General features: G+C 43.6%; 38 protein-coding genes and 1 tRNA gene. 6 read left to right on the top strand and 33 right to left on the bottom strand.

Features of this window, described 5'->3' with window-relative positions; all coding sequences use genetic code 11:
* Window positions 1-159: 159 nt before the first annotated feature.
* Complete coding sequence (locus JMW94_RS07790) at window positions 160-780, top strand: L-threonylcarbamoyladenylate synthase (protein ID WP_201603773.1); 621 nt, start codon at window positions 160-162, stop codon at window positions 778-780.
* A 77-nt stretch (window positions 781-857) separates the two neighbouring features.
* On the opposite strand, the gene rplQ is transcribed toward JMW94_RS07790, so the two are convergent.
* The 33 genes from rplQ to JMW94_RS07625 all read right to left on the bottom strand — a co-directional run bounded on the left by rplQ (window position 858) and on the right by JMW94_RS07625 (window position 20,737).
* Window positions 858-1,217, bottom strand: a complete 360-nt coding sequence (gene rplQ, locus JMW94_RS07785) for a 50S ribosomal protein L17 (protein ID WP_021813387.1) — start codon at window positions 1,215-1,217, stop codon at window positions 858-860.
* 19 nt (window positions 1,218-1,236) lie between these two features.
* Window positions 1,237-2,244, bottom strand: a complete 1,008-nt coding sequence (locus JMW94_RS07780) for a DNA-directed RNA polymerase subunit alpha (RefSeq protein WP_045446643.1) — start codon at window positions 2,242-2,244, stop codon at window positions 1,237-1,239.
* Between the two features lie 80 nt (window positions 2,245-2,324).
* Entirely contained in the window at window positions 2,325-2,966 is a 642-nt protein-coding gene (rpsD, locus tag JMW94_RS07775; protein ID WP_010196731.1) for a 30S ribosomal protein S4, read from the bottom strand.
* 48 nt (window positions 2,967-3,014) lie between these two features.
* Entirely contained in the window at window positions 3,015-3,404 is a 390-nt protein-coding gene (gene rpsK, locus JMW94_RS07770) for a 30S ribosomal protein S11 (protein WP_045454458.1), read from the bottom strand.
* A 20-nt stretch (window positions 3,405-3,424) separates the two neighbouring features.
* Window positions 3,425-3,781, bottom strand: a complete 357-nt coding sequence (gene rpsM / locus JMW94_RS07765) for a 30S ribosomal protein S13 (protein WP_021813384.1) — start codon at window positions 3,779-3,781, stop codon at window positions 3,425-3,427.
* 253 nt (window positions 3,782-4,034) lie between these two features.
* Complete coding sequence (rpmJ, locus tag JMW94_RS07760) at window positions 4,035-4,151, bottom strand: 50S ribosomal protein L36 (protein ID WP_010196721.1); 117 nt, start codon at window positions 4,149-4,151, stop codon at window positions 4,035-4,037.
* 32 nt (window positions 4,152-4,183) lie between these two features.
* Window positions 4,184-5,515, bottom strand: a complete 1,332-nt coding sequence (gene secY / locus JMW94_RS07755) for a preprotein translocase subunit SecY (protein WP_173936727.1) — start codon at window positions 5,513-5,515, stop codon at window positions 4,184-4,186.
* 19 nt (window positions 5,516-5,534) lie between these two features.
* Window positions 5,535-5,975: a 50S ribosomal protein L15 gene (rplO, locus tag JMW94_RS07750; protein WP_045446637.1), complete on the bottom strand. Its 441-nt coding sequence runs from the start codon at window positions 5,973-5,975 to the stop codon at window positions 5,535-5,537.
* Window positions 5,975-6,154 (bottom strand): 50S ribosomal protein L30, encoded by a 180-nt coding sequence (gene rpmD, locus JMW94_RS07745; protein ID WP_010196714.1) that lies wholly within the window; start codon window positions 6,152-6,154, stop codon window positions 5,975-5,977. Before rpmD ends, rplO begins: the two co-directional genes overlap by 1 nt.
* A 20-nt stretch (window positions 6,155-6,174) precedes the next feature.
* Window positions 6,175-6,690: a 30S ribosomal protein S5 gene (rpsE, locus tag JMW94_RS07740; RefSeq protein WP_010196711.1), complete on the bottom strand. Its 516-nt coding sequence runs from the start codon at window positions 6,688-6,690 to the stop codon at window positions 6,175-6,177.
* A gap of 2 nt (window positions 6,691-6,692) precedes the next feature.
* A complete protein-coding gene (gene rplR / locus JMW94_RS07735) occupies window positions 6,693-7,043 on the bottom strand; it encodes a 50S ribosomal protein L18 (protein ID WP_021813381.1) in 351 nt (116 codons plus the stop codon).
* An 11-nt stretch (window positions 7,044-7,054) separates the two neighbouring features.
* Window positions 7,055-7,588: a 50S ribosomal protein L6 gene (gene rplF, locus JMW94_RS07730; RefSeq protein ID WP_045446634.1), complete on the bottom strand. Its 534-nt coding sequence runs from the start codon at window positions 7,586-7,588 to the stop codon at window positions 7,055-7,057.
* 175 nt (window positions 7,589-7,763) lie between these two features.
* Window positions 7,764-8,162 (bottom strand): 30S ribosomal protein S8, encoded by a 399-nt coding sequence (gene rpsH, locus JMW94_RS07725; RefSeq protein WP_045446631.1) that lies wholly within the window; start codon window positions 8,160-8,162, stop codon window positions 7,764-7,766.
* 11 nt (window positions 8,163-8,173) lie between these two features.
* On the bottom strand, window positions 8,174-8,479 hold the full coding sequence (rpsN, locus tag JMW94_RS07720) for a 30S ribosomal protein S14 (RefSeq protein WP_021813378.1): 306 nt from the start codon (window positions 8,477-8,479) through the stop codon (window positions 8,174-8,176).
* Window positions 8,480-8,491: 12 nt separating this feature from the next.
* Window positions 8,492-9,028: a 50S ribosomal protein L5 gene (rplE, locus tag JMW94_RS07715; RefSeq protein WP_011512858.1), complete on the bottom strand. Its 537-nt coding sequence runs from the start codon at window positions 9,026-9,028 to the stop codon at window positions 8,492-8,494.
* Between the two features lie 21 nt (window positions 9,029-9,049).
* On the bottom strand, window positions 9,050-9,367 hold the full coding sequence (gene rplX, locus JMW94_RS07710) for a 50S ribosomal protein L24 (protein WP_045446626.1): 318 nt from the start codon (window positions 9,365-9,367) through the stop codon (window positions 9,050-9,052).
* Window positions 9,368-9,375: 8 nt separating this feature from the next.
* Window positions 9,376-9,744 (bottom strand): 50S ribosomal protein L14, encoded by a 369-nt coding sequence (gene rplN / locus JMW94_RS07705; RefSeq protein WP_010196702.1) that lies wholly within the window; start codon window positions 9,742-9,744, stop codon window positions 9,376-9,378.
* Between the two features lie 181 nt (window positions 9,745-9,925).
* Window positions 9,926-10,198, bottom strand: coding sequence for a 30S ribosomal protein S17 (rpsQ, locus tag JMW94_RS07700; RefSeq protein WP_045446623.1), 273 nt, complete (start codon window positions 10,196-10,198; stop codon window positions 9,926-9,928).
* Entirely contained in the window at window positions 10,195-10,392 is a 198-nt protein-coding gene (gene rpmC, locus JMW94_RS07695; RefSeq protein WP_011279794.1) for a 50S ribosomal protein L29, read from the bottom strand. Before rpmC ends, rpsQ begins: the two co-directional genes overlap by 4 nt.
* On the bottom strand, window positions 10,392-10,805 hold the full coding sequence (gene rplP / locus JMW94_RS07690; protein WP_055125273.1) for a 50S ribosomal protein L16: 414 nt from the start codon (window positions 10,803-10,805) through the stop codon (window positions 10,392-10,394). Before rplP ends, rpmC begins: the two co-directional genes overlap by 1 nt.
* A 3-nt stretch (window positions 10,806-10,808) precedes the next feature.
* Window positions 10,809-11,537 (bottom strand): 30S ribosomal protein S3, encoded by a 729-nt coding sequence (gene rpsC / locus JMW94_RS07685; protein WP_045446618.1) that lies wholly within the window; start codon window positions 11,535-11,537, stop codon window positions 10,809-10,811.
* Window positions 11,538-11,540: 3 nt separating this feature from the next.
* The gene (gene rplV / locus JMW94_RS07680) at window positions 11,541-11,870 is read right to left on the bottom strand and encodes a 50S ribosomal protein L22 (protein WP_045446615.1); all 330 of its coding nucleotides are present in this window, start codon (window positions 11,868-11,870) and stop codon (window positions 11,541-11,543) included.
* A 10-nt stretch (window positions 11,871-11,880) separates the two neighbouring features.
* A complete protein-coding gene (gene rpsS / locus JMW94_RS07675) occupies window positions 11,881-12,156 on the bottom strand; it encodes a 30S ribosomal protein S19 (RefSeq protein ID WP_010196682.1) in 276 nt (91 codons plus the stop codon).
* 12 nt (window positions 12,157-12,168) lie between these two features.
* Window positions 12,169-12,996, bottom strand: a complete 828-nt coding sequence (gene rplB / locus JMW94_RS07670; protein ID WP_055125272.1) for a 50S ribosomal protein L2 — start codon at window positions 12,994-12,996, stop codon at window positions 12,169-12,171.
* 11 nt (window positions 12,997-13,007) lie between these two features.
* Window positions 13,008-13,358, bottom strand: a complete 351-nt coding sequence (rplW, locus tag JMW94_RS07665; RefSeq protein WP_010196677.1) for a 50S ribosomal protein L23 — start codon at window positions 13,356-13,358, stop codon at window positions 13,008-13,010.
* A complete protein-coding gene (gene rplD / locus JMW94_RS07660; RefSeq protein WP_045446611.1) occupies window positions 13,355-13,957 on the bottom strand; it encodes a 50S ribosomal protein L4 in 603 nt (200 codons plus the stop codon). The genes rplW and rplD overlap by 4 nt, the downstream gene beginning before the upstream one ends.
* Before the next feature lie 14 nt (window positions 13,958-13,971).
* Window positions 13,972-14,610 (bottom strand): 50S ribosomal protein L3, encoded by a 639-nt coding sequence (gene rplC / locus JMW94_RS07655; protein WP_055125271.1) that lies wholly within the window; start codon window positions 14,608-14,610, stop codon window positions 13,972-13,974.
* Window positions 14,611-14,658: 48 nt separating this feature from the next.
* Entirely contained in the window at window positions 14,659-14,970 is a 312-nt protein-coding gene (gene rpsJ, locus JMW94_RS07650; protein ID WP_010196670.1) for a 30S ribosomal protein S10, read from the bottom strand.
* Between the two features lie 455 nt (window positions 14,971-15,425).
* Window positions 15,426-17,036 (bottom strand): Rne/Rng family ribonuclease, encoded by a 1,611-nt coding sequence (locus JMW94_RS07645; RefSeq protein ID WP_201603771.1) that lies wholly within the window; start codon window positions 17,034-17,036, stop codon window positions 15,426-15,428.
* Between the two features lie 178 nt (window positions 17,037-17,214).
* The gene (locus tag JMW94_RS07640) at window positions 17,215-17,880 is read right to left on the bottom strand and encodes a Maf family protein (RefSeq protein WP_201603769.1); all 666 of its coding nucleotides are present in this window, start codon (window positions 17,878-17,880) and stop codon (window positions 17,215-17,217) included.
* A 131-nt stretch (window positions 17,881-18,011) separates the two neighbouring features.
* Window positions 18,012-18,497: a rod shape-determining protein MreD gene (gene mreD / locus JMW94_RS07635; protein ID WP_045446600.1), complete on the bottom strand. Its 486-nt coding sequence runs from the start codon at window positions 18,495-18,497 to the stop codon at window positions 18,012-18,014.
* Between the two features lie 161 nt (window positions 18,498-18,658).
* A complete protein-coding gene (mreC, locus tag JMW94_RS07630; protein ID WP_055125267.1) occupies window positions 18,659-19,519 on the bottom strand; it encodes a rod shape-determining protein MreC in 861 nt (286 codons plus the stop codon).
* A gap of 189 nt (window positions 19,520-19,708) precedes the next feature.
* Window positions 19,709-20,737, bottom strand: a complete 1,029-nt coding sequence (locus tag JMW94_RS07625) for a rod shape-determining protein (RefSeq protein ID WP_083475748.1) — start codon at window positions 20,735-20,737, stop codon at window positions 19,709-19,711.
* A gap of 642 nt (window positions 20,738-21,379) precedes the next feature.
* Between JMW94_RS07625 and gatC the strand changes: the two genes are divergently transcribed.
* The 5 genes from gatC to JMW94_RS07600 all read left to right on the top strand — a co-directional run bounded on the left by gatC (window position 21,380) and on the right by JMW94_RS07600 (window position 25,922).
* Window positions 21,380-21,694: an Asp-tRNA(Asn)/Glu-tRNA(Gln) amidotransferase subunit GatC gene (gene gatC / locus JMW94_RS07620; protein ID WP_045446594.1), complete on the top strand. Its 315-nt coding sequence runs from the start codon at window positions 21,380-21,382 to the stop codon at window positions 21,692-21,694.
* A gap of 68 nt (window positions 21,695-21,762) precedes the next feature.
* The gene (gatA, locus tag JMW94_RS07615; protein ID WP_201603767.1) at window positions 21,763-23,259 is read left to right on the top strand and encodes an Asp-tRNA(Asn)/Glu-tRNA(Gln) amidotransferase subunit GatA; all 1,497 of its coding nucleotides are present in this window, start codon (window positions 21,763-21,765) and stop codon (window positions 23,257-23,259) included.
* Window positions 23,259-24,785, top strand: coding sequence for an Asp-tRNA(Asn)/Glu-tRNA(Gln) amidotransferase subunit GatB (gene gatB / locus JMW94_RS07610; protein WP_045454478.1), 1,527 nt, complete (start codon window positions 23,259-23,261; stop codon window positions 24,783-24,785). The genes gatA and gatB overlap by 1 nt, the downstream gene beginning before the upstream one ends.
* A gap of 114 nt (window positions 24,786-24,899) precedes the next feature.
* A tRNA-Pro gene (locus JMW94_RS07605) sits at window positions 24,900-24,976 on the top strand.
* A gap of 103 nt (window positions 24,977-25,079) precedes the next feature.
* Complete coding sequence (locus JMW94_RS07600; protein ID WP_201603764.1) at window positions 25,080-25,922, top strand: hypothetical protein; 843 nt, start codon at window positions 25,080-25,082, stop codon at window positions 25,920-25,922.
* Window positions 25,923-26,118 lie beyond the last annotated feature (196 nt).

The raw sequence follows: 26,118 nt of genomic DNA, 5'->3' as shown, positions 1-26,118 counted from the left end.
AACGGCTTGCAATCAAACTTATATTGGCTTTGCGCTATACTAAGAAGGCAATGATGCTTTTTTAGTAAGCTTAGTGAAAGAAGCATACGCGTCACAAATGTTCTACTTAGTCAAAAACCTCACACTTAAAAACCCATAATTATAAAATAAGGAACTGCTATGCAAGTATTTTATATTCATCCAGAAAATCCACAGCCACGTCTGATTGAGCAAGTGGCGGATTTGTTACGTAAAGACCAGCTCATTATCTATCCTACCGATACCAGCTATGCTTTTGGTTGTCGCTTAGGGGCAAAGGATGCACTCGATAAGCTCAAACAAATTCGTGAACTTGATGATAAACACCAGTTTACCTTGCTGTGCCGTGACTTAAGCGAAATTGCCAACTATGCTGCAGTGGACAATATACAATTTAAACAGCTCAAAGCACTTACTCCTGCGCCCATCACCTTTATCCTCAATGCCACAAAAGACGTACCAAAAAAATTGGCACATGCGAAGAAAAAAACCATCGGTATTCGAGTACCTAGCAACCCCATTGCGCAGGCGCTTTTAGAGGCCATGGATGAACCTATCTTAACCAGTTCATTAATACTGCCTAACCGCGATGACATACTAGATGATCCCTTTGAGATTGAGGATTTATTAGGCAATCAAATCGACGGTTTGATAAATGCAGGTATAAAAACCACTAAGCTCACTACTATCGTTGATATGACTGGTAGCCAGCCTGATATTATCAGACAAGGTGCCGCGGATGTAGATTCACTACTACGGTAATAGACTCAAGTATCAGACACAAAAAAGCTCCAATTCAATTGGAGCTTTTTTATATACATCTTTTGCTTATTGTAAAATTAGTCGCGATCAACCAATTCTACATATGCCATTGGCGCATTGTCACCATCACGGTAACCACATTTTACGATACGCAAATATCCACCTGGACGGGTCTGGTAACGAGGACCTAACGTGCCAAATAGTTTACCTACCATAGCTTTGCTACGCATACGGCTAAATGCCAAACGACGGTTAGCAACGCTGTCTTCTTTAGCCATAGTGATTAATGGCTCGGCAACGCGACGTAACTCTTTTGCTTTTGGTAAAGTTGTTTTGATCAGTTCATGCTCAAATAATGAGTTAGTCATGTTCTGAAACATTGCCTTACGATGACTGCCGGTACGACCCAGCTTGACTCCACTCTTACGATGGCGCATAGTCAAAAATCCTTAAAGTTTAACGGCTACGATAAGAAAAGCGATCATCAACACGAAGGTCAGCTGGTGGCCAGTTATCTAGGCGCATACCGAGCTCTAAATCTTTAGACGCTAGTACGTCTTTGATTTCCGTTAATGATTTCTTACCAAGATTTGGGGTTTTTAGAAGTTCAGTCTCTGAACGTTGTACCAAATCACCGATATAGTAAATGTTTTCAGCTTTCAAGCAGTTGGCTGAGCGAACCGTTAGTTCAAGATCGTCCACAGGGCGTAATAGCACCGGATCAACCTCTTCTTTCTCTTTCACAGGCTCAGGCGCTTCTTCAGCTTCTAGGTCAACAAAGATAGAAATCTGTTGTTGTAAAATAGTGGCTGCTTTACGAATTGCTTCTTCTGGATCTATAGTGCCATTAGTTTCAAGCTCAATGATAAGACGATCAAGATCAGTACGCTGCTCTACACGAGCGTTCTCAACCTGATAAGCAACACGAAGCACAGGACTAAAACTTGCATCAAGCTTTAAACGTCCGATTGCTTTAGTATCACCATCTTCACGGCGCTGGTTTGCTGGCTCATATCCACGACCCATTACTACACGCAAACGCATCTTAAGATGACCACGATCACTCAATGTACCCAACACCAATTCTGGATTGACGATGTCTACATTATGCGGTAACGCGATGTCTGCAGCAGTAATAGTGCCTGGACCTTGTTTATCCAAGGTCAAAAATACTTCATTTTGGTCATGAAGCGTAATGGCCAAGCCTTTTAGGTTCAAAAGCAAGTCAAGTACATCTTCTTGTAGCCCTTCAAGCGTTGAGTATTCATGGTCAACACCATCAATCTCAGCCTCAATGACTGCAGCACCAGGTAATGAAGATAACAAGATGCGACGTAAGGCATTACCAAGGGTATGCCCAAAGCCGCGTTCTAACGGTTCGAGCGTGACTTTCGCAATCGTTTCATTAACCGTATCCACATTAATGGCATTCGGCGTTAGAAACTCAGTTGCATTTAGCATCATGATGTCACCTCGATTTATTAAACTGGTTTAATTAACGTTGATTGCTCAATGCCGTTTTCACGACATCGAGCAGTACGTCATTACTTAGAGTATAGCTCAACGATCAAGCTTTCGTTGATTTCAGCAGGTAGATCAATACGATCAGGCGCTTGTTTAAACGTGCCTTGTAATTTGCTGTGGTCAACATCTAGCCATTCTGGAATACCACGTTGGGTAGCCAGCTCAATTGCGTTTTTAATACGTAATTGCTCGCGAGACTTCTCTTGGATAGCGATGACATCACCATCTTGCAACTGAATTGATGGAATGTTCACACGAACAAACTCATCACGGCCAGCTTTTTTTACCATAACAGTACGATGACTGACTAGCTGACGTGCTTCGGCGCGAGTTGAGCCAAAGCCCATGCGATAAACAACGTTATCTAGACGGCTCTCAAGCATGGCTAACAGGTTTTCACCAGTAGCACCGCGCTTACGAGCAGCTTCTTTATAGTAATTAGCAAACTGACGCTCTAATACACCATAGATACGCTTAACTTTCTGCTTTTCACGCAGCTGTAAAGCATATTCTGAGGTCTTGTTACGGCTTACACCGTGTTGACCTGGTGGACGACCAGCTTTTTTCGTTTTTACGTCGTATGGTTTAACGCCAGACTTAAGACCTAAGTCCGTGCCTTCACGACGTGATAATTTGAGTTTTGGTCCAATATAGCGGGCCATTGTTATGTCTCCTATAAGCTTTTGGGATAAAAAGCTTCGTCTTTAATATTAGACGCGGCGCTTTTTCGGCGCACGGCAACCATTGTGTGGGATTGGGGTTACATCAGAGATGCTGTTAACTTTATAACCCAATGCACCTAGTGCTCTTACCGCAGACTCACGACCCGGTCCTGGTCCTTTGACCAAAACGTCGATATTCTTAACACCATATTCTTGAGCCGCTTTACCAGCGACCTCAGCTGCAACCTGAGCTGCAAATGGTGTAGATTTACGTGAACCACGGAAGCCTTGTCCACCTGAAGTGGCCCAAGCCAGTGCATTACCTTGACGATCGGTAATCGTAACAATGGTGTTATTAAAAGACGCATGGATATGGGCAATGCCCTCCGATACTGAACGACGAGTCACTTTCTTGCGACTACGAGTGTCTTTAGCCATCTTTTAGCTTCCTAAGTTAATTATCTTTTGAGAGGGCGTGTCGGACCCTTACGAGTACGAGCGTTGTTCTTAGTATTCTGACCTCTAACTGGTAGGTTACGACGATGACGGATGCCACGGTAACAACCAAGATCAACTAAACGCTTGATATTCATTGACACTTCACGACGAAGATCACCTTCAGTCATGTAATTTGCAACTTGTGCACGGATAGCATCTAACTGTGTATCATCTAACTGACTAACTTTAGTAGTAGGGGCAATGCCAACTGCTTCTAAGATTTTCTGAGCAGTGGTACGACCTACACCAAAGATGTAAGTTAGTGAAATAACAGCATGCTTATTATCCGGAATGTTTACGCCGGCAATACGAGCCATTGATTTCTCTCCATTAAAGAAAAATAAGCGTTATTTATCAATAAGGCTTTATTTTTCAGATTTGTTGCTGTCAATACTAAAGCTTTTATAATTATTATCGCTGCTTTGACTTGGTTACAAGCCTATTCATTGACGGTCTTATAAAAGTTTTTGCATAAACTACGGCAAGTGGCGGATGATATCCCATCCGCCGTCATTTTTCAAGTATTAATTTAAATAGTAACAAAAGTCTAAGACTTTATAATACTAAATATTAACCTTGACGTTGCTTGTGGCGAGGTTCTGCTGTACAGATGATATGTACACGGCCTTTACGGCGCACAACTTTACAGCTACCACAAATCTTTTTAACTGATGCTTGAACTTTCATAGCATGCTCCTTTGAGATATCGTACCGCTCATTTAAGGTTGAGTGGGCGATTGAATTAACGTCTGATCATGATATTGATGGGTCATCAAATGCGCTTGGATTTGCGAAATGAAGTCCATTACCACAACCACCATAATCAGTAAAGACGTACCACCGAGTTGAAACGGTACACCAAACGATGACTGGACGACCATTGGCATTAAACAAATAACCGTCATATACATCGCGCCAATAAAGGTCAGTCGGTTTAATACATGATCTAGGTAACGCTGAGTTTGTTGTCCGGGGCGAATACCTGGGATATACGCACCACTACGTTTAAGGTTTTCAGCTACTTCACGTGGGCTAAATACCAATGCCGTATAGAAGTAACAGAAGAAAATAATCATCGCGCCAAACAGAACCAAATATAGCGGCTGTCCTGGAGACAACACCAATGCCATATTCTGTAGTATCTTTTGTGTAAGGGTAGGATCAGTTGATTGACCGACCCACTGCCCTAAACTTGCTGGAAACAACAACAACGAGCTGGCAAAAATGGCTGGGATAACCCCTGCCATGTTCAGCTTCAGCGGCAAATGCGACTGCTGCTGAGCATATATTTTACGACCTTGTTGCTGCTTCTGCGCATAGTTCACTGGGACACGGCGCTGAGCACGTTCAATATAAACGATACCAGCAGTAACCGCGATGCCTAGTAGCACAAAAATAAACAGTACAATCAAGTTCATTTGTCCTTGATTGACCTGTTCAATAGACTGCGAAATCATACCTGGCGTACCAGCCACAATACTCGCAAAAATGAGCATTGAAATACCATTACCTACGCCGCGCTCTGTAATCTGCTCACCAAGCCACATCAAGAACATAGCGCCCGCTACCAATGAGGTAACCGCTGGAATATAAAAGGTCAGACCAGAAGATAAAGTAAGATTTTGACTGATTAAGCCAGCACACATTCCTAATGACTGTACTAGGGCTAAAGCAAGTGTCCCTTGACGGGTATACTTGTTCAACTTACGTCGTCCCGCTTCGCCTTCTTTTTTGAGGGCTTCAAGCGATGGCAATACTGCAGACATCATCTGTACAATAATCGATGCTGAAATATATGGCATAATGCCGAGCGCCATAATGGACATACGCTCTAGTGCACCACCTGAGAACATGTTAAACATGCTCAAAATGGTATTTTCGTTGCGCGAAAACAGATCAGCCAAGTTGACCGGATTGATACCCGGTACTGGAATATGTGACCCTAAACGATAAACAACCAATGCGCCGATTAAGAATAATAAACGCGTCCATAATTCATCATACTTGCGTATGAATGCAAATGGATTGAGCGGTATACCAGTCGATGACATTGATTGTTTTGACACGTTACTACTCCTCGATGCTACCACCAGCAGCTTCGATTGCTAGCTTAGCGCCTTTAGTCACTTTGATACCTTTAAAGGTATAAGCCTTAGTGACTTCGCCTGACAACATAATACGGGCACGCTTCATGTCGTGACGGATTAGGTTAGCCGCTTTAAGTGTTTCAAGGCTAACCACATCGCCATCAATTTTATTTAGTTCAGAAAGACGTACTTCAGCCGTCTTCATTGCCATTTTACTGGTAAAACCAAATTTCGGTAGACGACGATATAAAGGCATTTGACCACCTTCAAATCCTGAGCGTATGCTAGAACCTGAACGAGATTTCTGACCTTTTACACCACGACCACCAGTCTTACCAAGACCTGAACCGATACCACGACCACGACGTTGGGCAGTTTTCTTTGCGCCAACACCTGGTGATAATTCATTTAATCTAAGACCCATTACGCTTCCTCCACTTTTACCATGTAGTTAACGCGATTGACCATACCACGTGTTGAAGGTGTATCTTCTACTTCAACAGTATGATTAATACGGCGTAAACCCAATCCTTTCAAGCTCGCTTTGTGGCTCTTTAGGCGATGGGCACCTGATTTAAATTGAGTGACTTTCATTTTTTTCATCGTAACTCACCTAGTCTAAGTTAACCCAAGATTTCGTCTACAGATTTACCACGTTTTGCTGCCATCTTCTCTGGAGTTGACATATCACGTAAACCGTTAAACGTTGCGCGAACAACGTTAGCAGTATTGGTAGAACCATAACATTTAGTCAAAACATCTTTGACACCAGCAACTTCTAATACAGCACGCATTGCGCCACCAGCGATTACGCCAGTACCTTCAGATGCAGGCTGCATATAAACTTTACTAGCACCATGACGTGCTTTGATCGGATGATACAAAGTTGCATCATTAAGCTCAACAGTAATCATATTACGTTTGGCAGCTTCTAGTGCTTTTTGGATAGCAGCTGGCACTTCACGTGCTTTACCGCGACCAAAACCAACACGACCATTGCCATCGCCCACTACAGTCAATGCAGTGAAAGAGAAAATACGACCACCTTTAACAACTTTTGCAACGCGATCAACGGTAACTAAGCGTTCTACTAGACCGTCAGTCTGTTCATTTTTATCATTTTTATCATTTCTAGCCATGATTAAAACTCCAATCCGTTTTCGCGAGCTGCTTCTGCTAAAGCTTTAACTCGACCATGATATTTAAAACCACTACGGTCAAAGGCAACTTTAGTGATACCAGCTGCTTTTGCGCGTTCTGCGATCATTTGGCCCACAGACGTTGCTGCATCAGCATTGCCAGTCGCGCCTGAGCGCAAGCTGCCGTCTAAGGTAGATGCCTGAGCAATCACTTCACCACCGGTAGGAGAGATAATCTGGGCATAAATATGTTTTGGCGTGCGAGTAACCGTTAAGCGATGAACGCCTAAGAAACGGATATGCGCGCGGGTTTTCTTAGCTCGACGCAGACGAGCTGCTTTTTTATCAAACATTTCAACTCACCTTATTTTTTCTTGGCTTCTTTGCGAATCACATGCTCGTCACTATAACGAATACCTTTACCTTTATAAGGCTCAGGTGGGCGGAAACCGCGGATATTAGCCGCTGCTTGACCAAGCTGCTGTTTATTGTTTGATTTCAAAACAATTTCAGTTTGCGTTGGGGTTTCAGCTGACACACCTTCAGGCAACGTATATTCTACTGGATGAGAGTAACCAACGTTCAAAGTTACCTTGTTACCAGCAACTTGTGCGCGATAACCAACACCAATTAACTGAAGGCGCTTTTCAAAGCCTTCATTCACGCCTTTAACATAGTTGTTAACAAGAGCGCGCATGGTGCCAGTGTGCATCATAGCTTCTTTTGAATCGACTGTAGGTGAGAAAATGATCGCATCATCTTCCTGTTTCAGCTCGACCAATTCATGCAGGCGTAAAGACAAAATGCCGTTCTTGCCTTTCACTTCGACCTGCCGATCGTTCAAAGTAACACTTACGCCGTTTGGCAGTGTCACTGGGGCTTTAGCCACACGAGACATAGGAATATTCCTTAAAAAATTAACTTCTTTATATTAGCGAAAAAACTAACAGGCTAAAAAGCGTGTTAGTTTAGCATAGTTGACTGCGTTAGACACCTATCAATTTGAAATAATTCATTATTACTCAATCAATAGAAGTCTAACAATCATCAAATAGACTTTATCGTCGTGTAGCTTACGCTACAAATGCGACGATTTCACCACCGATACCAGCAGCGCGTGCAGCACGATCACTCATGATGCCTTGGCTAGTTGATACGATAGCAACACCCATACCTTGCTTAACAGTAGGGATAGCGTCTTTACCGCGGAACTGGCGTAAACCAGGACGGCTAAAACGTTGAATCGTTTCGATGACAGCGCGGCCTTCGAAGTATTTCAATTCGATAGATAGGGTTGCTTTATTGTTTGCTTCTTCAGTAACAACAGCGCTCGCCACATAACCTTCGCTAACTAGCAAATCAGCAATTGATTTACGTAATTTAGAGCTCGGCATTGCTACCGATACTTTGTTAGCCATTTGTGCGTTACGAATACGGGTTAGCATATCCCCAACGGTATCTTGCATACTCATATAGTTACCCCTTACCAGCTTGCTTTACGAACACCAGGCACATCGCCTTGCATGACACGCTCACGCAGCATATTGCGTGATAAGCCAAACTTGCGGAAGTAACCGTGAGGACGACCGGTGATAGCACAACGATTGCGCAGACGTACTGGCGATGAATTGCGTGGAAGAGCTTGTAGCTCTAGCATCGCTTCCATACGAGTTTCGTCACTTGCAGTCATATCACTGATAGTTTCTTTTAGCTTGATACGCTTATCAGCGTACTTAGCAACCATTTTTTCGCGCTTTAATTCGCGGTTAATCATGCTCTTCTTTGCCATAACGTCTTTACCTTATTTAAATGGGAAGCCGAATGCTTTAAGCAACGCGCGACCTTCTTCATCAGATTGAGCTGACGTGGTGATTGTCACATCCATACCGCGGATACGATCAATCTTGTCAAAATCTACTTCTGGGAATACGATCTGTTCTTTGATACCCAATGAGTAGTTACCACGTCCGTCAAAGGCTTTAGGTGAAAAACCGCGGAAATCACGAATACGAGGAATTGCAATGGCAATGAGACGATCTAAAAATTCGTACATTTGCTCACCGCGTAGCGTTACTTTGCAGCCAATTGGCCATTCTTCACGAATTTTAAAGCCAGCAACTGATTTACGCGCTTTGGTGACGACAGGTTTTTGACCAGCGATAGCGGTCATGTCAGCTACTGCACCTTCAAGCAATTTCTTGTCTTGAGACGCGCCGCCTACACCCATGTTAAGTGTGATTTTAGTGATTTTAGGCACTTGCATCACATTAGCCAAACCAAGCTCTTCTTTGATTTGCTGCTTTAATTCTTCGTTATATAAAGATTTTAATCTTGCCATTACCATTACACCCTTAGTGTCTTACGCAGTCGCCACTACTTCACCGTTCGAACGATAGACGCGTTGTTTCTTGCCGTCTTCGCCGAACTGATAAGTAATACGATCAGCTTTTTGGGTTTGCGCATTTAATATTGCGACATTTGAGATATGTAGAAAAGCTTCTTTCTTAAGAATGCCACCTTCAACGCCAGTTGCCTGATTCGGCTTCTGATGTTTAGTGACAATATTAATGCCTTCAACTTTAATACGATCATTTTTTACAGCTTGTACAGTACCTTGCTTGCCTTTGTCTTTCCCAGCAATCACGATAACTGTATCGCCTTTACGTAATTTTGACATGGATTACCTCACAATACTTCTGGTGCTAGTGATACAATTTTCATAAACTGATCACCACGTAGTTCACGAGTTACCGGTCCAAAAATACGAGTTGCAATCGGTGCTTTATTTTGGTTCAACAATACCGCAGCATTGTCGTCAAAACGCAGAACAGAACCATCAGGACGACGAACGCCTTTTTTGGTGCGTACAACTACAGCATTCATCACGTCGCCTTTTTTAACACGACCGCGAGGAATGGCTTCTTTAACCGTTACTTTAATAATGTCGCCAACTGATGCATAACGACGATGAGAGCCACCCAGTACTTTAATGCACTGAACTCGTCTTGCACCGCTATTATCTGCAACTTCCAGCATCGATTCAACCTGAATCATAGCGTTACTCCACACGTATGAGCAATAAAAACCAGTTGCTGCCGCTAGCACAGTATGAGTAGTCGGCATTTTAATAATAATAACCGCTGCTACTCTTAATGTGAGTGATATACGCTCGGCGCAATCAGCATCCTTAAAAAGGCGGCTATTTTAACAGCTTCTGGCTTTTAATGCAATTTACTTAGATTTTTTCTACTTTTTCAACCACTTCAACCAAAGTCCAAGACTTGGTTTTAGAGATTGGACGCGTTTCTTTGATGCGGACAAGGTCGCCTTGTTGGCAAACATTATTCTCATCATGAGCTTTGATTTTTGTAGAACGACGAAGCTGCTTGCCATACAAAGGATGACGAACCAGACGCTCAATCAAAACTGTGATGGACTTGTCCATCTTGTCACTGACAACTCGTCCTGTCAATACGCTAGCATTAGCTGTTTGATTGTTATCGCTCATGAGTCGCCTCGTTGTTTCTCGTTAATCAAAGTCTGAAGCTGAGCAATCGCACGACGATTAACACGTACTTCATGGGTATTACCCAACTGACCAGTTGCTTTAGCCATACGAATACGGAAAGCATCAAGTTGCTTTTCATCAAGTAACTGAGTCAGTTCTTCTAATGATTTATCACGTAATTCACTGATCTTCATTACATTATCGTCCGCTTAACAATGGTAGTTTTAAAGGGCAGTTTTGCTGCAGCAAGCGTAAACGCTTCGCGAGCAAGTTCTTCTGAAACCCCTTCGAGTTCATATAGCACTTTACCAGGTTTGATTTCGCATACCCAATATTCTACAGGACCTTTACCTTTACCCATACGTACTTCTAGTGGTTTATTGGTAATTGGTTTGTCTGGGAATACACGAATCCAAATCTTACCACCACGCTTAATTTTACGAGTGATGGTACGACGTGCTGCTTCAATTTGACGGGCAGTCATACGACCACGAGTCAACGATTTTAGACCAATTTGTCCGAATGCAACGGTGCTTCCACGATGAGCTAGCCCAGTGTTACGACCTTTGTGCATTTTACGAAACTTGGTACGTTTTGGCTGTAACATAGTTTAACCTCTGTCTGTGTTTCGACGGTTTCCGTTTCCACGACCACGGCGTTTTGGCGCACGAGTCTGCTCTTCTTTAACGGGATTGTATACACTGTTCATACCGTCAAGGATTTCGCCACGGAAGATCCAAACTTTTACACCGATGGTGCCGTAAGTAGTTTCCGCACGTACTGACGAATAGTCGATATCAGCGCGTAGTGTATGCAATGGCACACGACCTTCACGGTACCATTCAGTACGAGCAATCTCAGCACCGCCAAGACGGCCAGACAGCTCAACTTTAATACCTTTAGCACCAGAACGCATACTGTTCTGTACGGCGCGCTTCATAGCACGGCGGAACATAACACGACGCTCAAGCTGACTTGCGATACCTTCCGCTACTAAATGAGCATCAAGATCAGGCGAGGTGATTTCTTCAATGTTGACCTGAGCAGGTACGCCCATAATTTTGGTCAATTCTTTTTGAAGTCTTTCAATGTCTTCGCCTTTCTTACCGATAACAATACCAGGACGCGCAGTGGCGATGGTAATCTTAGCAGCACCGGTAGGACGCTCAATCATGATTTTGCTAATCATAGCACTATCAAGCTTTTTGCGCAGATATTCACGAACTTGAATGTCGTTGATTAGGTATTCTGAGTATTGTTTAGGGTTAGCATACCAGTTTGCGTTATGCTTCTTTACAACACCAAGACGAATTCCGATTGGATGTACTTTTTGACCCATAACTTATTCTCCTACCTTTATAGTGATGTGACAGGTACGCTTACTGATACGATCAGCGCGACCTTTAGCACGTGGTAGGATACGTTTTAGCGTAATGCCTTCATCAACGTAGATGGTTGATACTTTAAGGGTATCAATATCTAGACCGTTGTTATGTTCGGCATTGGCGATGGCTGAGTTAAGACATTTCTTAACAAACACAGCGCCTTTTTTATTACTATACGTTAGGATATCCAAAGCACGCTCGATAGATTTGCCACGAACTTCATCGGCAACGAGTCTAACTTTTTGTGCCGATATGGCGGCACCGCGTAATTTTGCAGTTACTTCCATGGTAAGCACCTTATCTCTTAGCTTTTTTGTCAATGCCATGACCACGATACGTACGAGTCGGGGCAAATTCACCTAGTTTATGACCAACCATCTGTTCACTCACGATAACCGGTACATGAGTACGGCCATTGTGAACAGACAAGGTTAAGCCAACCATTTGTGGTAGGATCATCGAGCGGCGCGACCAAGTCTTAATTGGCTTGCGTGAGTTGGTGTCTAATGCATTCTCAACTTTGGCAAACAAATGCGCGTCTATGAATGGACCTTTTTTCAATGAACGAGGCATGAAATTCTTCCTTTATTTCTTCTTGGCGCGACGGCGGATGATCATATTGTCAGTACGCTTATTACTACGCGTTTTAAGTCCTTTAGACTTCTGACCCCAAGGGCTGGTTGGATGGCGACCTTTATTACGACCTTCACCACCACCATGTGGGTGATCAACCGGGTTCATAGCAACACCACGAACAGAAGGACGAACACCACGCCAACGTGAAGCACCGGCTTTACCAAGTGATTTCAAGTTGTTTTCAGTGTTAGAAACTTCACCAATAACGGCACGGCAGTTCACGTGTACACGGCGTGTTTCGCCAGAGCGCATACGTAGAATAGCATAAATACCTTCACGACCTAACAACTGAACGCTGGCACCCGCAGAACGAGCCATCTGTGCGCCTTTACCGATTTTAAGTTCGATATTATGGATCACAGTACCCAATGGGATATTTTTCAGCGGTAAACAGTTACCTGGACGAATTGGTGATAGCTCACCTGACATTACTGTATCGCCAACTGCTTGTTTTTTAGCAGCAATGATATAGCGACGTTCGCCATCAGCGTACTTAAGTAAAGCAATGTGCGCAGTACGGTTAGGATCGTATTCAATACGCTCTACCGTGGCTGGGATATTGTCTTTAGTACGTTTGAAATCGATAATACGATAATGCTGCTTATGACCACCGCCAATATGACGAGTCGTTATGCGACCATTATTGTTACGACCACCAGTTTTACTTTTTGATTCGAGAAGCGCTGCAAACGGACGACCTTTATAAAGGTGTGGATGCACCACTTTTTCAACAAAACGACGGCCTGGTGATGTTGGCTTTGCTTTTACGATAGGCATGAGTGTAATCCTTATTCGTTGTTCGCTGTTTCACTAGTAGAAGCAGTCGTATTCGCGACCTCTTCACCAGCATCAGCCATTTGTACATCTTGACCAGCTTTTAAGGTAACGTAGGCTTTTTTGTAGTCATTACGACGGCCGATACTTTTACCAAAACGCTTTGTCTTACCTTTAACATTCAAAGTGTTTACTTTTAAAACTTCAACACCTTCAAACATCATCTCAACCGCTTTTTTGACTTCAAGCTTAGTAGCGTTAGAGTCAATTTTAAATACCTGCACACCAAGTGAGTCGCCAAGCATTTGAGATTTCTCTGAGAATACAGGTCCTCTTAGGATCTGATAAAGTCTTGCGTTATTCATGCTAGTGCTTCCTCAAATTGTTTCGCAGCTTCGACTGTCATGATCACTTTATCAAAAGCGATCAAGCTCACTGGATCCACTTCACTTGTATCAAGTACATTGACATGTGGGATGTTGCGAGCAGCTAAGTATAAGTTTTCGTCAACTTCTTTAGTGACGATTAATGCACGTGATGCATTTAACTCACCTAACTTTGCAATCAACTCTTTAGTCTTAGGTCCAGAAACGCTTAGCTCTTCGACCAAAATCAAACGCTCTTGGCGAATCAATTCGGCTAAGATACACTGCATAGCACCGCGATACATTTTACGGTTAACTTTCTGTGACCAATCTTGTGGTTTAGCCGCGAATGCACGACCGCCCCCACGCCAGATTGGGCTACGAATAGAACCTGCACGAGCGCGACCAGTACCTTTTTGGCGCCATGGCTTAATGCCACCACCAGAAACTTCGGCACGGGTTTTTTGAGCGCGTGTACCTTGACGAGCACCAGCAAGATATGCGGTGACGACTTGATGCACTAGTGCTTCGTTGAATTCACGACCGAAAGCCGTATCAGAAAGCTCAACTGCCGCCCCTGTAACTGTTTTTAAATCCACGTTAATCCCCTTGCTTAGGCTTTGACTGACGGACGTACGATGACATCGCCACCGGTGGCACCTGGGATAGCACCCTTGATGACAAGTAACCCTTTTTCAACATCAACCGATATCACTTCTAGGCCCTGAACGGTAACGCGTTTGTTACCCATCTGACCTGGCATTTTTTTGCCTTTGAAGACTTTACCTGGTGACTGGTTTTGACCAGTTGAACCAATGGCACGGTGAGATACTGAGTTACCATGAGTGGCATCTTGCATGCTGAAGTTGTGACGCTTCACGCCGCCTTGAAAGCCTTTACCTTTACTGTTACCTGTGACATCAACCATCTGACCTTGTTCGAACAAGTCAGCTAGGATCTCACCACCAATTTCACGACCTTCAAGATCGCTATCATTGGCACGAAATTCCCAAACACCACGACCAGCGGCAACGCCAGCTTTAGCGAAGTGACCTTTTTGAGCTGCTGCTACGCGGCTGTCACGACGGGTACCTGTGGTAACTTGGATGGCTTGATAGCCATCTACATCAGTATTTTTTACTTGAGTAATGCGATTAGCACTGATCTCAACCACTGTTACAGGGATAGATGCGCCTGCTTCAGTGAAGACACGGGTCATGCCGCATTTTTTACCGACTAAACCGATCGCCATTTTAGACCTCTTTATATCTTATATTAATGGGTTGGGTGTTTATGTGCATTAACCCAAAGCAATTTGAACGTCAACACCCGCCGCCAAGTCAAGCTTCATTAGCGCATCCACAGTTTTGTCGGTAGGTTGAACGATGTCAACCATACGCTTATGAGTACGGATTTCGTACTGATCACGAGCGTCTTTGTTTACGTGTGGTGAAGTTAGAACGTTGAAGCGCTCAATGCGAGTCGGCAACGGTACAGGACCACAAACTTGCGCACCGGTGCGCTTTGCAGTATCAACAATCTCTTGTGCAGATTGATCAATCAGACGATGATCAAAAGACTTAAGACGGATACGGATTCTCTGGTTAGCCATGCCAGCAAGCTCCTAATATGTGCTTTTGTCATTTTTGCTTTGCAAAGATATGATCAAAAGCCGTTTGGTTAAATATTCACTTAAAGCGGCCTTCTGTTCTTAACCAGAATGAGTTCTTTATCCGAACTTGTAGCGTGCCAAAAGCAAAATAGTTTAAAGCCCCGCCGACCCTTCCATTATAGGATGTCAGCAAAGGCATAATGAAATAGTGCTAGAAACGATGCTCTAGCTGTCATAGCGCCCGCTGTTTGATTGGCGGCGCATATATAATTCAGTGGTGTATATTATACATAGTATTTCAGTCATTGCAAGGGTAATATCTGTAGCGACTTATGATATTACCCTTTATAAACAGTAATATGTAAACAACCGTATCTGTGCTTAATAATCACGCTTATATGAATTGGTAACTATGCACTGTTAATCTAAAGCTATGAAAAATCCATCTAGAACCGTTAATCCAAAACAATGTCATATTGCTCTTGAGTATAGAGATTTTCGACATCAAAGGTAATCACTCTACCAAGTAAATACTCTAAATCTGCCACCGTGTCTGACTCTGAAGTGAGAAGTAAATCAATCACTGCGGCATGGGCAACGACCGTAAATTTCTTGGGAGAGTTATAAGTACGAGCACAACGCATGATTTCACGGAATATCTCAAAGCACACTGTCTCAGCCGTTTTGACAAAGCCGCGTCCTTGACAGGTCGAGCACGGCTCACATAGCTGCTGTCCGAGCGACTCACGCGTACGTTTACGCGTCATCTCTACTAACCCAAGCTCACTGACCTGAGTAATCTTAGTTTTGGCATAGTCTTGTACTAGCTGTGATTGCAGACTCTCTAATACATCATCTTTATGCTGCTGTTCAAGCATGTCAATAAAGTCTAGGATGATAATACCGCCTAGATTACGCAAACGCAGCTGACGGGCGATTGCATGAGTTGCCTCAAGATTGGTCTTATAAACCGTATCTTCTAACGAACGCCCGCCTACGAATGATCCCGTATTGACATCGATCGTGGTCATCGCTTCTGTTTGGTCGATAATGAGATAGCCACCTGATTTTAAATCTACGCGGCGTTTTAAAGCATCACGCAAATCATCTTCGACACGATGGACATCAAACAAGGATGGCTCAGCGGTATAATGTACAATGCGGTCATAGACAAAAGGCACAAACTCTTTGGCAAAGGATCTGACTTGTGCGTAAATTTGTGCATTATCAATGATGACTTTCTCGGTATCCGCGTGTACCAAATCACGGATAGAGCGCAGCGGTAATGATAGCTCTTGATAAATAAGCTCAGAACTTTGATGTTGTTTCATCTCTTGGCGACGCGCGCAGATGGTACGCCACAGTTGCAATAGATAATAAATGTCTTCTTCAAGCTTATCGACAGGGACACGTTCAGCAGCGGTACGAGCGATGAGACCGCCTTTTAGATTGACCGTTTGCATCAAACTAGACAACTCAGTTTTAAGACGGGTGCGCTCCTCTTCCCCATCAATGCGCTGAGAGATACCAATGTGTTCGCTTGAGGGCAGATACACCAAATAGCGAGATGGCAAGGATATATTGGTGGTCAAGCGAGCGCCTTTACTGCCCAACTGATCTTTGGTTACTTGCACTAAAATACGTTGGCTTTCATGCAAGCGATGTTGAATCAACGTTTTAGAAACAGGGATGACTTCGGTATTTTGTATACTAATCACCGGTGGCGTGACAGCCAAGTTATCAGTACTATTTTCTACCACAGCATCTTCTATATTGCTATCCGAGTTTTTATCGCTATTGTCAGCCGCTTTACTTTTATTTTCTGCTACTGGACGCGGCTCACGCTGCATATCATTGACATGTAAAAATGCTGTCCGCGACTGCCCGATATCAACGAATGCTGCCTGCATACCAGGTAAAACGCGTACGACTGTACCCAGATAGATATTGCCGACCAGACCCAATTTATGATGACGTTCAATATAAATTTCGCCCAAGATGCCATTGTCTAAAACTGCGACACGGGATTCCATTGGACTAATATTAATCAGCAGCTCTTCGGACATAATGTTTTTCTCTTATCTCTCAGCTTTCTTGTTAGACGTTCATCGTCTATTATCTTTATAGTGTAACAAATGCAGCTGGCTCTCGCCCATTACTCTAGCGTGTTATTATGTGCAGCAGGTTAGAGTGACAACCAATCTCTGAGAGACCAATAATCTCCATCAGGTTCTGTCTCGTATTTTACTTGATACCAATATCCGTGACGTTTTTAATTAACGCCAGCGTTTGTGGAAGTGGTAAACCCACGACATTGGTATAGCTACCATTGATACGGCTGACCCAAATAGCACCTAAGCCTTGTATACCATAACCACCCGCTTTATCAGCAGGCTCGCCACTTTCCCAATAGTTACTCATCATCTCCGCAGTGAGCGCTATAAAGGTCACTTCGGTACGCTCAGTGATTCGTTGCTGATTAATGATTTGAAATACTGGCTCATGAGTTGAGCTGTTAGCCACTTTAGAAGATAATGATATATAAGTTGCTTGAACCGCTGTCCATACTTCATGGACATTATCAGACATCTGTTGCCACATGCTATAAGCGTGCTCACGATCGACTGGCTTGACCAGAACTGTTTGACCATCTGCCAGCACACCGATGGTATCAGACGTTAAAATGATAAGTGAGTCAGAAAAACAGCTTTTATCCGTTTTCAAGCGTGATGCTAGTTGCTGTATGGCAGCCTCAGCTTTAGTGGCGACCATGCGCTCGATATAGTCTGTGGGTGACTCCTCATCATGCTGTGTTTCATCAACATCTACACTCAATGTACTAAATTCTAGTTGTGCTCTTTCTAACAGCTCACGACGGCGCGGCGAACCAGAAGCTAAAATAATATCCATCGCTACTCTCTTTATATCTGAATTTATCTGCCTACTACCGAAAACTGCTGCCTCTTAGTGCATTAATATTAGTTAGTCAGGATTAATAAACACCAGCGCTAAAATCTTATTGGTTATCAGCAGAATTTTTCTTATGACGCAAATTTACGCAAAGCCAGTAGTACCAATGGCCAGCTGATGATACTCATCAACAGTGATAAGGCAGATTGTGCGACAAAGACATTTTGGATAAACATCTGCAATATCCATAAACATAATTGAAAAACAACCAATCCTAAGCTCGCTAATAACCATGCACTGATGGTATTTAGTTGCCTAATATAAATACTGGTTATTTTTATGAAGAAGGCGACTGCCACGGCGGCAAAGGCTTGCTGTCCCAAATGGGTATCCATGAGTAAGTCAGCAATGAGACCGATGGTAAATGCTGTAAAAATACCAACATAGCGTGGCTGAAATAATAACCAAAAAATCAGCACCATGATCATGACCATAGGGCGTAAGGTAGCCATACTAGGACTTAACGGATAGACATTAAGCGATGACGCAATAACAAAACTTAGAATGATGGTAGCAATCAGTAGTACCGTTGCATTCTCAGAATCAGGATACGACATGGGTACTTACCTTAACGAATGTATTGATGGCTGCTGTTAAAGCATGAGTGGGCATTGATGGGGTAAAAACCATGGCTAAAAATGTATCGACAAACAGACCAGTTAATAAATAGATGCCAGCCATTATCTGATTGGTGCTTACGTATTGAGCGCCTAACTTCTTAGCGCTCATTAAGGGTAATATTATTTTTATTCACCAGCTTATCTTGCAGGACTAATACATATGCATTATCGATAAAGTTCGCCGCTGGGGTCACTTCTATACTTCTAAAGTTATCGGCTTGAGTATCTTTAATATGGGCGATACGCCCGACACGATACCCTGCTGGAATACGCCCACCCAATCCTGATGACACCAGCTCATCACCCACACGCACGTCTGAGGTTTTGAACACATAATCAAGGCTTAATGAGGTTGGTATACCTTGCCCTGTCACGATAGCGCGTTGACCTGTGCGCTTGACTGTAACTGCAACCGATTGCTGCTCATCAGTAATCAATAGTAGGCGACTGGTATTGGGATAGACATTAATAATCTGCCCTAAAATACCGTCTTCATCAATCACTGTCTGTCCAACTTGAACCCCGTCTTGAACACCTTTATTGAGCACCACGATTTGTCTGAGTAAGTTGGTGTCTGTACCGATTACCTGTGCCAAATTAAGATCAAATTGTTCAGGCTTGGTCGTTGATAAAATACCTTGCAGGCGCGCATTTTGTGCCAAAATATAATCTTGCTGCTGTAACTTGGCTTGCGCATGGATAAGCTGAGACTTCAATTGCATGTTTTCGCGGCGCAGCGCTTCTTTAGACTGTAAGCTGCCACCTGCCCAATGCTTGGCATAACTCGGTAACAGTGACAGCTCATAAATAGGCTGCATAGCGGCATGACTGGTACTACGTACTGGATTAAACCATTCTGAATTTTTGCTATCGAACCACATCAGTATTAGAGCTGCTATTAATACAATGGCAGTCTTACGAAGTGCTAACGGCTGGCGCGCAAAAATACTTGGGGTCATAAGTCGTCTAACTCAGGAGTTATAAAATAAGCAGTAGCCAGTACTGGGTTCTAGTTGATTAATGCAATTAAAGGCAGCGCAACTGGCTACCTTTAATTTTATACTGTTTTAACCCACTATTTTTACGCAAGCTATCATCAAGCACGACGAAGATGATTTATCAATACCGCAGTGCTTAACTAAAGCAATCTAAACAAAAATCATGTTCAAGCTTTTGTTATTGATAAAGTCAAGCGCAATACCACCGCCGCGGCTAACACAAGTCAGCGGATCTTCTGCAACGGTCACAGGTAGACCTGTCTCTCTTGAAATCAATTTGTCCAAATCACGTAACAGCGCACCGCCGCCCGTCAAGACAATACCACGCTCTGCGATATCTGATGACAGCTCAGGTGGCGTCTGCTCAAGTGCAGCTTTCACTGCACTAACGATACCGCTCAGCGGATCACTCAGGGCTTTTTGTACTTCTTCTGAGTTGACAGTAAAGGTTTTTGGCACGCCTTCTGCCATGCTACGACCGCGAACTTCGACTTCTAGCTGACTGTCTTCATTCAAAGCAGAGCCAACTTCGTGCTTAATACGCTCAGCTGTCGTCTCACCAATCACACAACCATGGGTACGGCGTACGTGGGTGATAATCGCGTCATCAAACATATCGCCACCGATACGAATCGACTCAGCATAAACGCAACCAGATAACGCGATAACGGCAATCTCCGTCGTGCCGCCACCAATATCAACCACCATCGAACCGCTGGCTTCATGAACTGGCAAGCCAGCACCGATGGCAGCAGCCATTGGCTCTTCTAACAATAGTACTTTACTCGCACCTGCTGAAGATACCGCTTCACGAATCGCTTTACGCTCAACCAGAGTAGACTTACAAGGCACACAAACCACCACATTAGGCTGCGCCATAAAACGCTTGGCTTTTACCTTCGTGATGAAATGCTTGAGCATTTTTTGCGTCACTTCAAAGTCAGCAATCACGCCGTCTTTTAATGGGCGAATCGCTGTAATGTTGGCAGGTGTACGACCAAGCATCTGCTTGGCATCAATACCAACAGCCGCAACGGTAGGGTTTTGTGTACGATTACTTCGTAACGCAACCACCGTAGGCTCGTCAAGTACGACGCCTTTATTAGGAATAAAAATGAGAGTGTTCGCAGTACCGAGGTCGATAGCGATATTATTTGATAAAAATCCAAACAGGTTCATGACTAATATTTCCAGCGTATTACAAATGAGGCGAATGAGGCGAATGAGATTGACTGAGGCGTTACTCGTCAGCGTTGAGCAGGTCGTCGTTAGACATTACTTATGGCGAAATTTGAACCTCGCAACAAGTCAAACCTAAGCAATAATGATGCAATGGAAAAACTGAGCTAAATTATACCGATTTGGCTCAAAAAAAACACAGATATTTGCATCAGTAAGTCAGGATTTTGGTCTTAAATGCTAAAAGTTGTTACAAAATTTAAAATAGCAGTAAATACCATTCGACTTAATGAAACATCATTTAATTCAATAACTAACAAGGCTCTACAGGCAAACGATAATTTTGCTTAGCAGCACAGGTGCATACTGTAACGTATTTCAGAACGTAATGGGTAAGCAATTGAGAATCAATCGTGAATTATACGGTCAATTTTGCAAATCACGCCATCTTGGTTGATATTGTGCATCAATCAAGCGTCATGCTCTGTAAACTTAAGCCAGATGCTTTATAATAAAGCCACTATATATACATCTTAAGATAAACCCCTTGTTTTAGTTTGTGTTAATAATTATCTATATCTAATGCTTGTCTATTTTAGCCGCATTCTACTCTAACAAAAACTGTCCTTCACTGGAGAAACTATGTCACAGCAACCAGCAACGTCTGACAGCAACGTCAGCCGTGAAGAAATCCTAGAAGTTGCCAACCTTGCACGTTTGGGTGTCGATGAAAGCACAGCCGATAGCTATGCCGACGATATTAGTAAAGTATTAAAACTGATGAATACGCTATCTAACGTGGATACCACAGGCATCAAACCCTTAGCAAACATTCATGAAGCTTGCCAAGAATTGCGGGCTGATGTGGCCAAACACGATATCAACCGCGCGCGCAATCAGTCAGTCGCCCCAGCTGTTGAAGATGGCTTATATTTGGTTCCACAAGTGATTGAATAAGCAGCGCGCTGCTTTAATCGCTACCCTATTTTACTTTATGCTATTCACATTTTGACGGACGACACCTTATGTCAGAACTTCATTTATTAAGTACCCAGCAGCTTATTACGGGCTTGCAAGACAAACAATTCAGTAGCCTTGAGCTGACTGAGCATTACATCAAGCGTATAGATGCGCTAGACAGCAAGATTAACAGTTTTATCACTCATACCTCTGAGACAGCACGCGCGCAAGCAAAAGCGGCAGACGAGATGCGTGCTCAGGGCGATCAGCGTCCACTACTTGGCATACCAATGGCGCACAAAGACATCTTTTGTACTCAAGGTGTACTGACGACTTGTGGCTCTAAGATGCTGCATAATTTTATCTCACCTTATAACGCTACCATCGTCTCTAATATCGACAAAGCAGGCATGATTAGTTTAGGCAAGCTCAATATGGATGAGTTTGCGATGGGCTCAGACAACAGTAGCTCTTACTATGGCACTGTGCAGAACCCTTGGAACCTAGAGCGCGTCCCTGGTGGTTCGTCAGGTGGTAGTGCTGCCGCCGTTGCCGCAGGTTTTGTCCCAGTCGCAACGGGCAGTGATACTGGTGGCTCTATTCGTCAGCCTGCCTCATTTTGTGGTTTAACCGGTATCAAGCCAACCTATGGTCGCGTCTCTCGCTTTGGTATGATTGCCTATGCCTCAAGTCTGGATCAAGCTGGTAGCATGGGACGCAGCGCTAAAGATTGTGCCTATCTGCTACAGCCAATGATTGGTCACGATCCACGCGATGCAACGTCCATCAAGTATGATATGCCTGACTACGTACAAGATATCAGCGATGCAGAAGCTGCGGCTGGCGATAAGCCATTTAACGGTCTACGTATTGGTGTTGCCAAAGAATACTTTAGTGCTGGACTAGACGCTGAAGTAGAAACGGCCGTACGTGCTGCTCTGAACAAGTATGAAGAGCTAGGTGCGACGATTGTGGAGGTGAATATCACTGATCCTGAGATTACCCTTGCCACTTACTACATGCTCGCCCCTGCCGAAGCATCATCCAACCTGTCACGCTTCGATGGCGTACGCTTTGGCTATCGCTGTGAGAATCCAACCGATCTACTCGATCTATACACGCGTTCACGCTCTGAAGGTTTTGGCCCAGAAGTACAGCGCCGTATCTTGACCGGCACTTATGCGCTCTCGGCTGGTTACTTTGATGCGTACTATACCAAAGCCCAAAAAATCCGCCGCTTAATCGTCAAAGACTTCGATGAAGCCTTTGCTAGCTGTGATGTGATTGCTAGCCCAACAGCACCAACGGCTGCGTATAAGTTGAGTGACAATCTCGACCCTGCGACCATGTACTTGGGTGACGTTTATACTATCGCGGTCAACTTAGCGGGTCTACCTGCACTCAGTCAGCCAGTTGGTCTAACCTCAGAAGGTTTGCCTGTTGGCTTACAATTAATCGGTAAGCATTGGCAAGAGAGCCAATTGCTCACGACTGCTCATCTATTCCAGCAGCATACCGACCATCATTTACAACACTCTACCATCGCAAAGGAGACGGTATAATGAGTACAGCTACTACTGATAACAATGCCGTGCGTGAGCATGCCGTGCGTAAAGAGCTTTTCGTCGATGGCTATGAAGTGGTCATCGGCATCGAGATTCATTGCCAGCTCAATACCGAAAGTAAGATATTCTCAAGTGCGCCCACTGATTTTGGTCATGAGCCAAACAGCCAAGCCAGTATCGTCGACTTGGGTTTACCTGGCGTATTGCCAGTGCTAAATGCTGGCGTGGTCGATCGTGCCCTAAAATTTGGCATCGGCGTCAACGCTGAGTTGGGTCTATTTAATACGTTTGACCGTAAAAACTACTTCTATCCAGATTTGCCTAAAGGCTATCAAATCACTCAGATGGCAAACCCTATCGTTGGCGAAGGCTATATCGATGTCGTGGTCAATGAAGGGGATAAGAACGAATATCCAAAACGTATGGGCATCACCCGCGCGCATTTAGAAGAAGATGCGGGTAAATCAGTCCATGATGCCGTCGATGGTATGACTGGTGTGGATTTGAACCGTGCTGGTACGCCATTAATCGAAATCGTCTCTGAGCCTGATATGCGCTCGGCTCATGAAGCACTTGCCTATATCAAAGCCATTCATCAGCTGGTCACGTGGCTAGGAATCTCAGATGCAGTGATGGCTGAAGGCTCATTCCGCTGTGATTGTAACGTCTCTATTCGTAAGCCTGGTGCTGAATTGGGTACGCGTACTGAGCTCAAAAACCTCAACTCGTTCCGCTTTATCGAACGCGCTATCAATCGTGAAATCGAGCGTCAAATCGATATTTTAGAGGACGGTGGCAAAGTACTGCAGGCAACGATGCTTTATGATCCAGAGCGCGACGAAACTCGTGTGATGCGTACCAAAGAAGACGCCAACGATTATCGTTACTTCCCTGACCCTGACTTGCTACCTGTGCGTATCGAACAGCATACGGTTGATAGCATTCGTGCAGCAATGCCGGAGCTACCCGTTGCTCGTCGTGCCCGTTTTGAAGAAGCGCTTGGTCTATCAGAATATGATGCGCGTATCTTGACTGGTAGTCGTCAAATTGCCGATTACTTTGAAGCTGTGGTCGCAGAAGTTGGGCAAGCAGATGCCAAAATGGCTGGCAACTGGGTGATGGGTGACCTACTCGGTGCACTAAATAAAGATGATAAAGAAATTACTGATTCCCCTATCAGCGCCAAGCAATTGGCTGGTATGCTAGCGCGTATCAAAGACGATACCTTGTCTGGCAAATTGGCTAAGAAAGTCTTTAGTGCGCTCTATGAGCGCGCGGGCGGCGATGCTGATGATGCCGCTGACAAAATCATCGAAGAAAAAGGTCTCAAGCAAGAAACCGATACGGGCGCTATCAAAGCCATCGTTGAAGAAGTCATTGCAAAAAACCAAGCGATGGTCGAAGAATATCGCGGCGGTAAAGAAAAAGCCTTTAACGGTCTGGTTGGGCAAGTGATGAAAGCCAGTCGTGGTAGTGCTAACCCGCAGCAAGTGAACCAAATCCTAAAAGAGCTACTCGGTTAAGGATAATTGCTGATTGGTTATGCTGACTGTGATACGTAAATTGGGGTCATAGATTTTGGCTAAAATAAATAGCTCTTGCAATATGCATAATTTTGCGTAAAATAGTCAGTCATTCGGGGCGTAGCGCAGTCTGGTAGCGCACTACACTGGGGGTGTAGTGGTCGCAGGTTCAAATCCTGCCGTTCCGACCAAACATAGCAGTAAAGAGAGAAGCCAATCATTGTTTTCAATGGTTGGCTTTTTTTTGTGCTAAATTTGGTGAGTGTATCAAGAAAACTATTATAAGGTTCCGATATGTTCAAATATTTAGACTTTACTGAAGTTTCTCAATTGATTATTAAAAGTAAAAATGTTGATGACTCATCATTAGGGTATTTGAAAAAGAGTGTTCTAGATTTCATTCGACAATCAAAAATAGAACCTTGCTTCTATTACAAAGGTTATCTAAGAGCTATTATAAAAGGAAGTTTCAGCTCAACTATCGATGAGGCTAGATTTCTTTTCGAGGGTTACATCAGACCACCTACAGGCACTGTTCGTAAAGTTTTTTCTGAATACAATGACTATAGAGAGTGTCCTTGGAATAAGCTACTTGGAAATTTTAATGAAGGTGCTGACTCACTTTATATCCAAAAGGTAAATATAGTTGAAGTTGTTGATTTACAAGAACAACATGATGATGATTACTTGAACCGTAAAAGAAAGCCTTTTGATTTCGATAAAGCTAATGAGCTATATATTGAACCTCAAACTTATATTTACGAAGAAATGTATTTCTATAAGATTGATGTAGTAAACTTTTTTAATTTAGAACATCAAACAAGCTATGAAGGTTTAGCTCAAAAGCTGATAGAAGCAAAAATAAAGATAGAATACCTTGAAAACCAACTAGCACAAGCCAAAACTGAAATAGAAGACAAGTTAGCTAATGACGAGCCAACACACCATAAAAGTGTAGGTTCCATGCAAGCGTTAGTAACCACACTTATCAAAATGGCTGAATATGATAAAGCAGACCTAGCCGATCCTTATGGAGAATTTAATAAGCTTATTCAAGCGAAAGCCGAGGGACTAGGGCTGTCAGTTAAAAAAGACTTTATTGCAAAATGGTTAAGGAAGGCTGATGAAGTTCTATAGAACTCTGCCATTTTCTATATAGAACTATCGAACCGCTCTACTCAATAAACTAGCAACCGTAAGCCGCATCAATCACGTTACGGCTAATATGGAGCTATCACATGAAGCACTTAGAAAAAGCTAGAGTCTCAACCAGTACAAGATCAACAGTCCAAAAGCTATTTAATAAGCCACCTAAATGGTCATTTTCTATATT

The sequence above is a fragment of the Psychrobacter immobilis genome, assembly GCF_904846185.1.
In the GTDB taxonomy this organism is placed as follows: Bacteria; Pseudomonadota; Gammaproteobacteria; order Pseudomonadales; family Moraxellaceae; genus Psychrobacter; species Psychrobacter immobilis_B.
Note: the sequence above shows the minus strand (reverse complement) of the source record. Positions and strands in the feature narration are given on the sequence as shown.

What these genes read in the sequence shown, in the direction of transcription:
- JMW94_RS07790 (WP_201603773.1), top strand. Translation starts at nt 160, where the DNA reads ATGCAAGTATTTTATATTCATCCAGAAAATCCACAGCCACGTCTGATT.
- rplQ (WP_021813387.1), bottom strand. Translation starts at nt 1,217, where the DNA reads ATGCGCCATCGTAAGAGTGGAGTCAAGCTGGGTCGTACCGGCAGTCAT.
- JMW94_RS07780 (WP_045446643.1), bottom strand. Translation starts at nt 2,244, where the DNA reads ATGATGCTAAATGCAACTGAGTTTCTAACGCCGAATGCCATTAATGTG.
- rpsD (WP_010196731.1), bottom strand. Translation starts at nt 2,966, where the DNA reads ATGGCCCGCTATATTGGACCAAAACTCAAATTATCACGTCGTGAAGGC.
- rpsK (WP_045454458.1), bottom strand. Translation starts at nt 3,404, where the DNA reads ATGGCTAAAGACACTCGTAGTCGCAAGAAAGTGACTCGTCGTTCAGTA.
- rpsM (WP_021813384.1), bottom strand. Translation starts at nt 3,781, where the DNA reads ATGGCTCGTATTGCCGGCGTAAACATTCCGGATAATAAGCATGCTGTT.
- rpmJ (WP_010196721.1), bottom strand. Translation starts at nt 4,151, where the DNA reads ATGAAAGTTCAAGCATCAGTTAAAAAGATTTGTGGTAGCTGTAAAGTT.
- secY (WP_173936727.1), bottom strand. Translation starts at nt 5,515, where the DNA reads ATGTCATCGACTGGTATACCGCTCAATCCATTTGCATTCATACGCAAG.
- rplO (WP_045446637.1), bottom strand. Translation starts at nt 5,975, where the DNA reads ATGGGTCTTAGATTAAATGAATTATCACCAGGTGTTGGCGCAAAGAAA.
- rpmD (WP_010196714.1), bottom strand. Translation starts at nt 6,154, where the DNA reads ATGAAAAAAATGAAAGTCACTCAATTTAAATCAGGTGCCCATCGCCTA.
- rpsE (WP_010196711.1), bottom strand. Translation starts at nt 6,690, where the DNA reads ATGGCTAGAAATGATAAAAATGATAAAAATGAACAGACTGACGGTCTA.
- rplR (WP_021813381.1), bottom strand. Translation starts at nt 7,043, where the DNA reads ATGTTTGATAAAAAAGCAGCTCGTCTGCGTCGAGCTAAGAAAACCCGC.
- rplF (WP_045446634.1), bottom strand. Translation starts at nt 7,588, where the DNA reads ATGTCTCGTGTGGCTAAAGCCCCAGTGACACTGCCAAACGGCGTAAGT.
- rpsH (WP_045446631.1), bottom strand. Translation starts at nt 8,162, where the DNA reads ATGAGTATGCAAGATACCGTTGGGGATATGCTAACCCGTATTCGTAAC.
- rpsN (WP_021813378.1), bottom strand. Translation starts at nt 8,479, where the DNA reads ATGGCAAAGAAGAGCATGATTAACCGCGAATTAAAGCGCGAAAAAATG.
- rplE (WP_011512858.1), bottom strand. Translation starts at nt 9,028, where the DNA reads ATGGCAAGATTAAAATCTTTATATAACGAAGAATTAAAGCAGCAAATC.
- rplX (WP_045446626.1), bottom strand. Translation starts at nt 9,367, where the DNA reads ATGTCAAAATTACGTAAAGGCGATACAGTTATCGTGATTGCTGGGAAA.
- rplN (WP_010196702.1), bottom strand. Translation starts at nt 9,744, where the DNA reads ATGATTCAGGTTGAATCGATGCTGGAAGTTGCAGATAATAGCGGTGCA.
- rpsQ (WP_045446623.1), bottom strand. Translation starts at nt 10,198, where the DNA reads ATGAGCGATAACAATCAAACAGCTAATGCTAGCGTATTGACAGGACGA.
- rpmC (WP_011279794.1), bottom strand. Translation starts at nt 10,392, where the DNA reads ATGAAGATCAGTGAATTACGTGATAAATCATTAGAAGAACTGACTCAG.
- rplP (WP_055125273.1), bottom strand. Translation starts at nt 10,805, where the DNA reads ATGTTACAGCCAAAACGTACCAAGTTTCGTAAAATGCACAAAGGTCGT.
- rpsC (WP_045446618.1), bottom strand. Translation starts at nt 11,537, where the DNA reads ATGGGTCAAAAAGTACATCCAATCGGAATTCGTCTTGGTGTTGTAAAG.
- rplV (WP_045446615.1), bottom strand. Translation starts at nt 11,870, where the DNA reads ATGGAAGTAACTGCAAAATTACGCGGTGCCGCCATATCGGCACAAAAA.
- rpsS (WP_010196682.1), bottom strand. Translation starts at nt 12,156, where the DNA reads ATGCCTCGTTCATTGAAAAAAGGTCCATTCATAGACGCGCATTTGTTT.
- rplB (WP_055125272.1), bottom strand. Translation starts at nt 12,996, where the DNA reads ATGCCTATCGTAAAAGCAAAGCCAACATCACCAGGCCGTCGTTTTGTT.
- rplW (WP_010196677.1), bottom strand. Translation starts at nt 13,358, where the DNA reads ATGAATAACGCAAGACTTTATCAGATCCTAAGAGGACCTGTATTCTCA.
- rplC (WP_055125271.1), bottom strand. Translation starts at nt 14,610, where the DNA reads ATGGCGATCGGTTTAGTCGGTAAAAAATGCGGCATGACCCGTGTCTTC.
- rpsJ (WP_010196670.1), bottom strand. Translation starts at nt 14,970, where the DNA reads ATGGCTAACCAGAGAATCCGTATCCGTCTTAAGTCTTTTGATCATCGT.
- JMW94_RS07645 (WP_201603771.1), bottom strand. Translation starts at nt 17,036, where the DNA reads ATGTCCGAAGAGCTGCTGATTAATATTAGTCCAATGGAATCCCGTGTC.
- JMW94_RS07640 (WP_201603769.1), bottom strand. Translation starts at nt 17,880, where the DNA reads ATGGATATTATTTTAGCTTCTGGTTCGCCGCGCCGTCGTGAGCTGTTA.
- mreD (WP_045446600.1), bottom strand. Translation starts at nt 18,497, where the DNA reads ATGTCGTATCCTGATTCTGAGAATGCAACGGTACTACTGATTGCTACC.
- mreC (WP_055125267.1), bottom strand. Translation starts at nt 19,519, where the DNA reads ATGACCCCAAGTATTTTTGCGCGCCAGCCGTTAGCACTTCGTAAGACT.
- JMW94_RS07625 (WP_083475748.1), bottom strand. Translation starts at nt 20,737, where the DNA reads ATGAACCTGTTTGGATTTTTATCAAATAATATCGCTATCGACCTCGGT.
- gatC (WP_045446594.1), top strand. Translation starts at nt 21,380, where the DNA reads ATGTCACAGCAACCAGCAACGTCTGACAGCAACGTCAGCCGTGAAGAA.
- gatA (WP_201603767.1), top strand. Translation starts at nt 21,763, where the DNA reads ATGTCAGAACTTCATTTATTAAGTACCCAGCAGCTTATTACGGGCTTG.
- gatB (WP_045454478.1), top strand. Translation starts at nt 23,259, where the DNA reads ATGAGTACAGCTACTACTGATAACAATGCCGTGCGTGAGCATGCCGTG.
- JMW94_RS07600 (WP_201603764.1), top strand. Translation starts at nt 25,080, where the DNA reads ATGTTCAAATATTTAGACTTTACTGAAGTTTCTCAATTGATTATTAAA.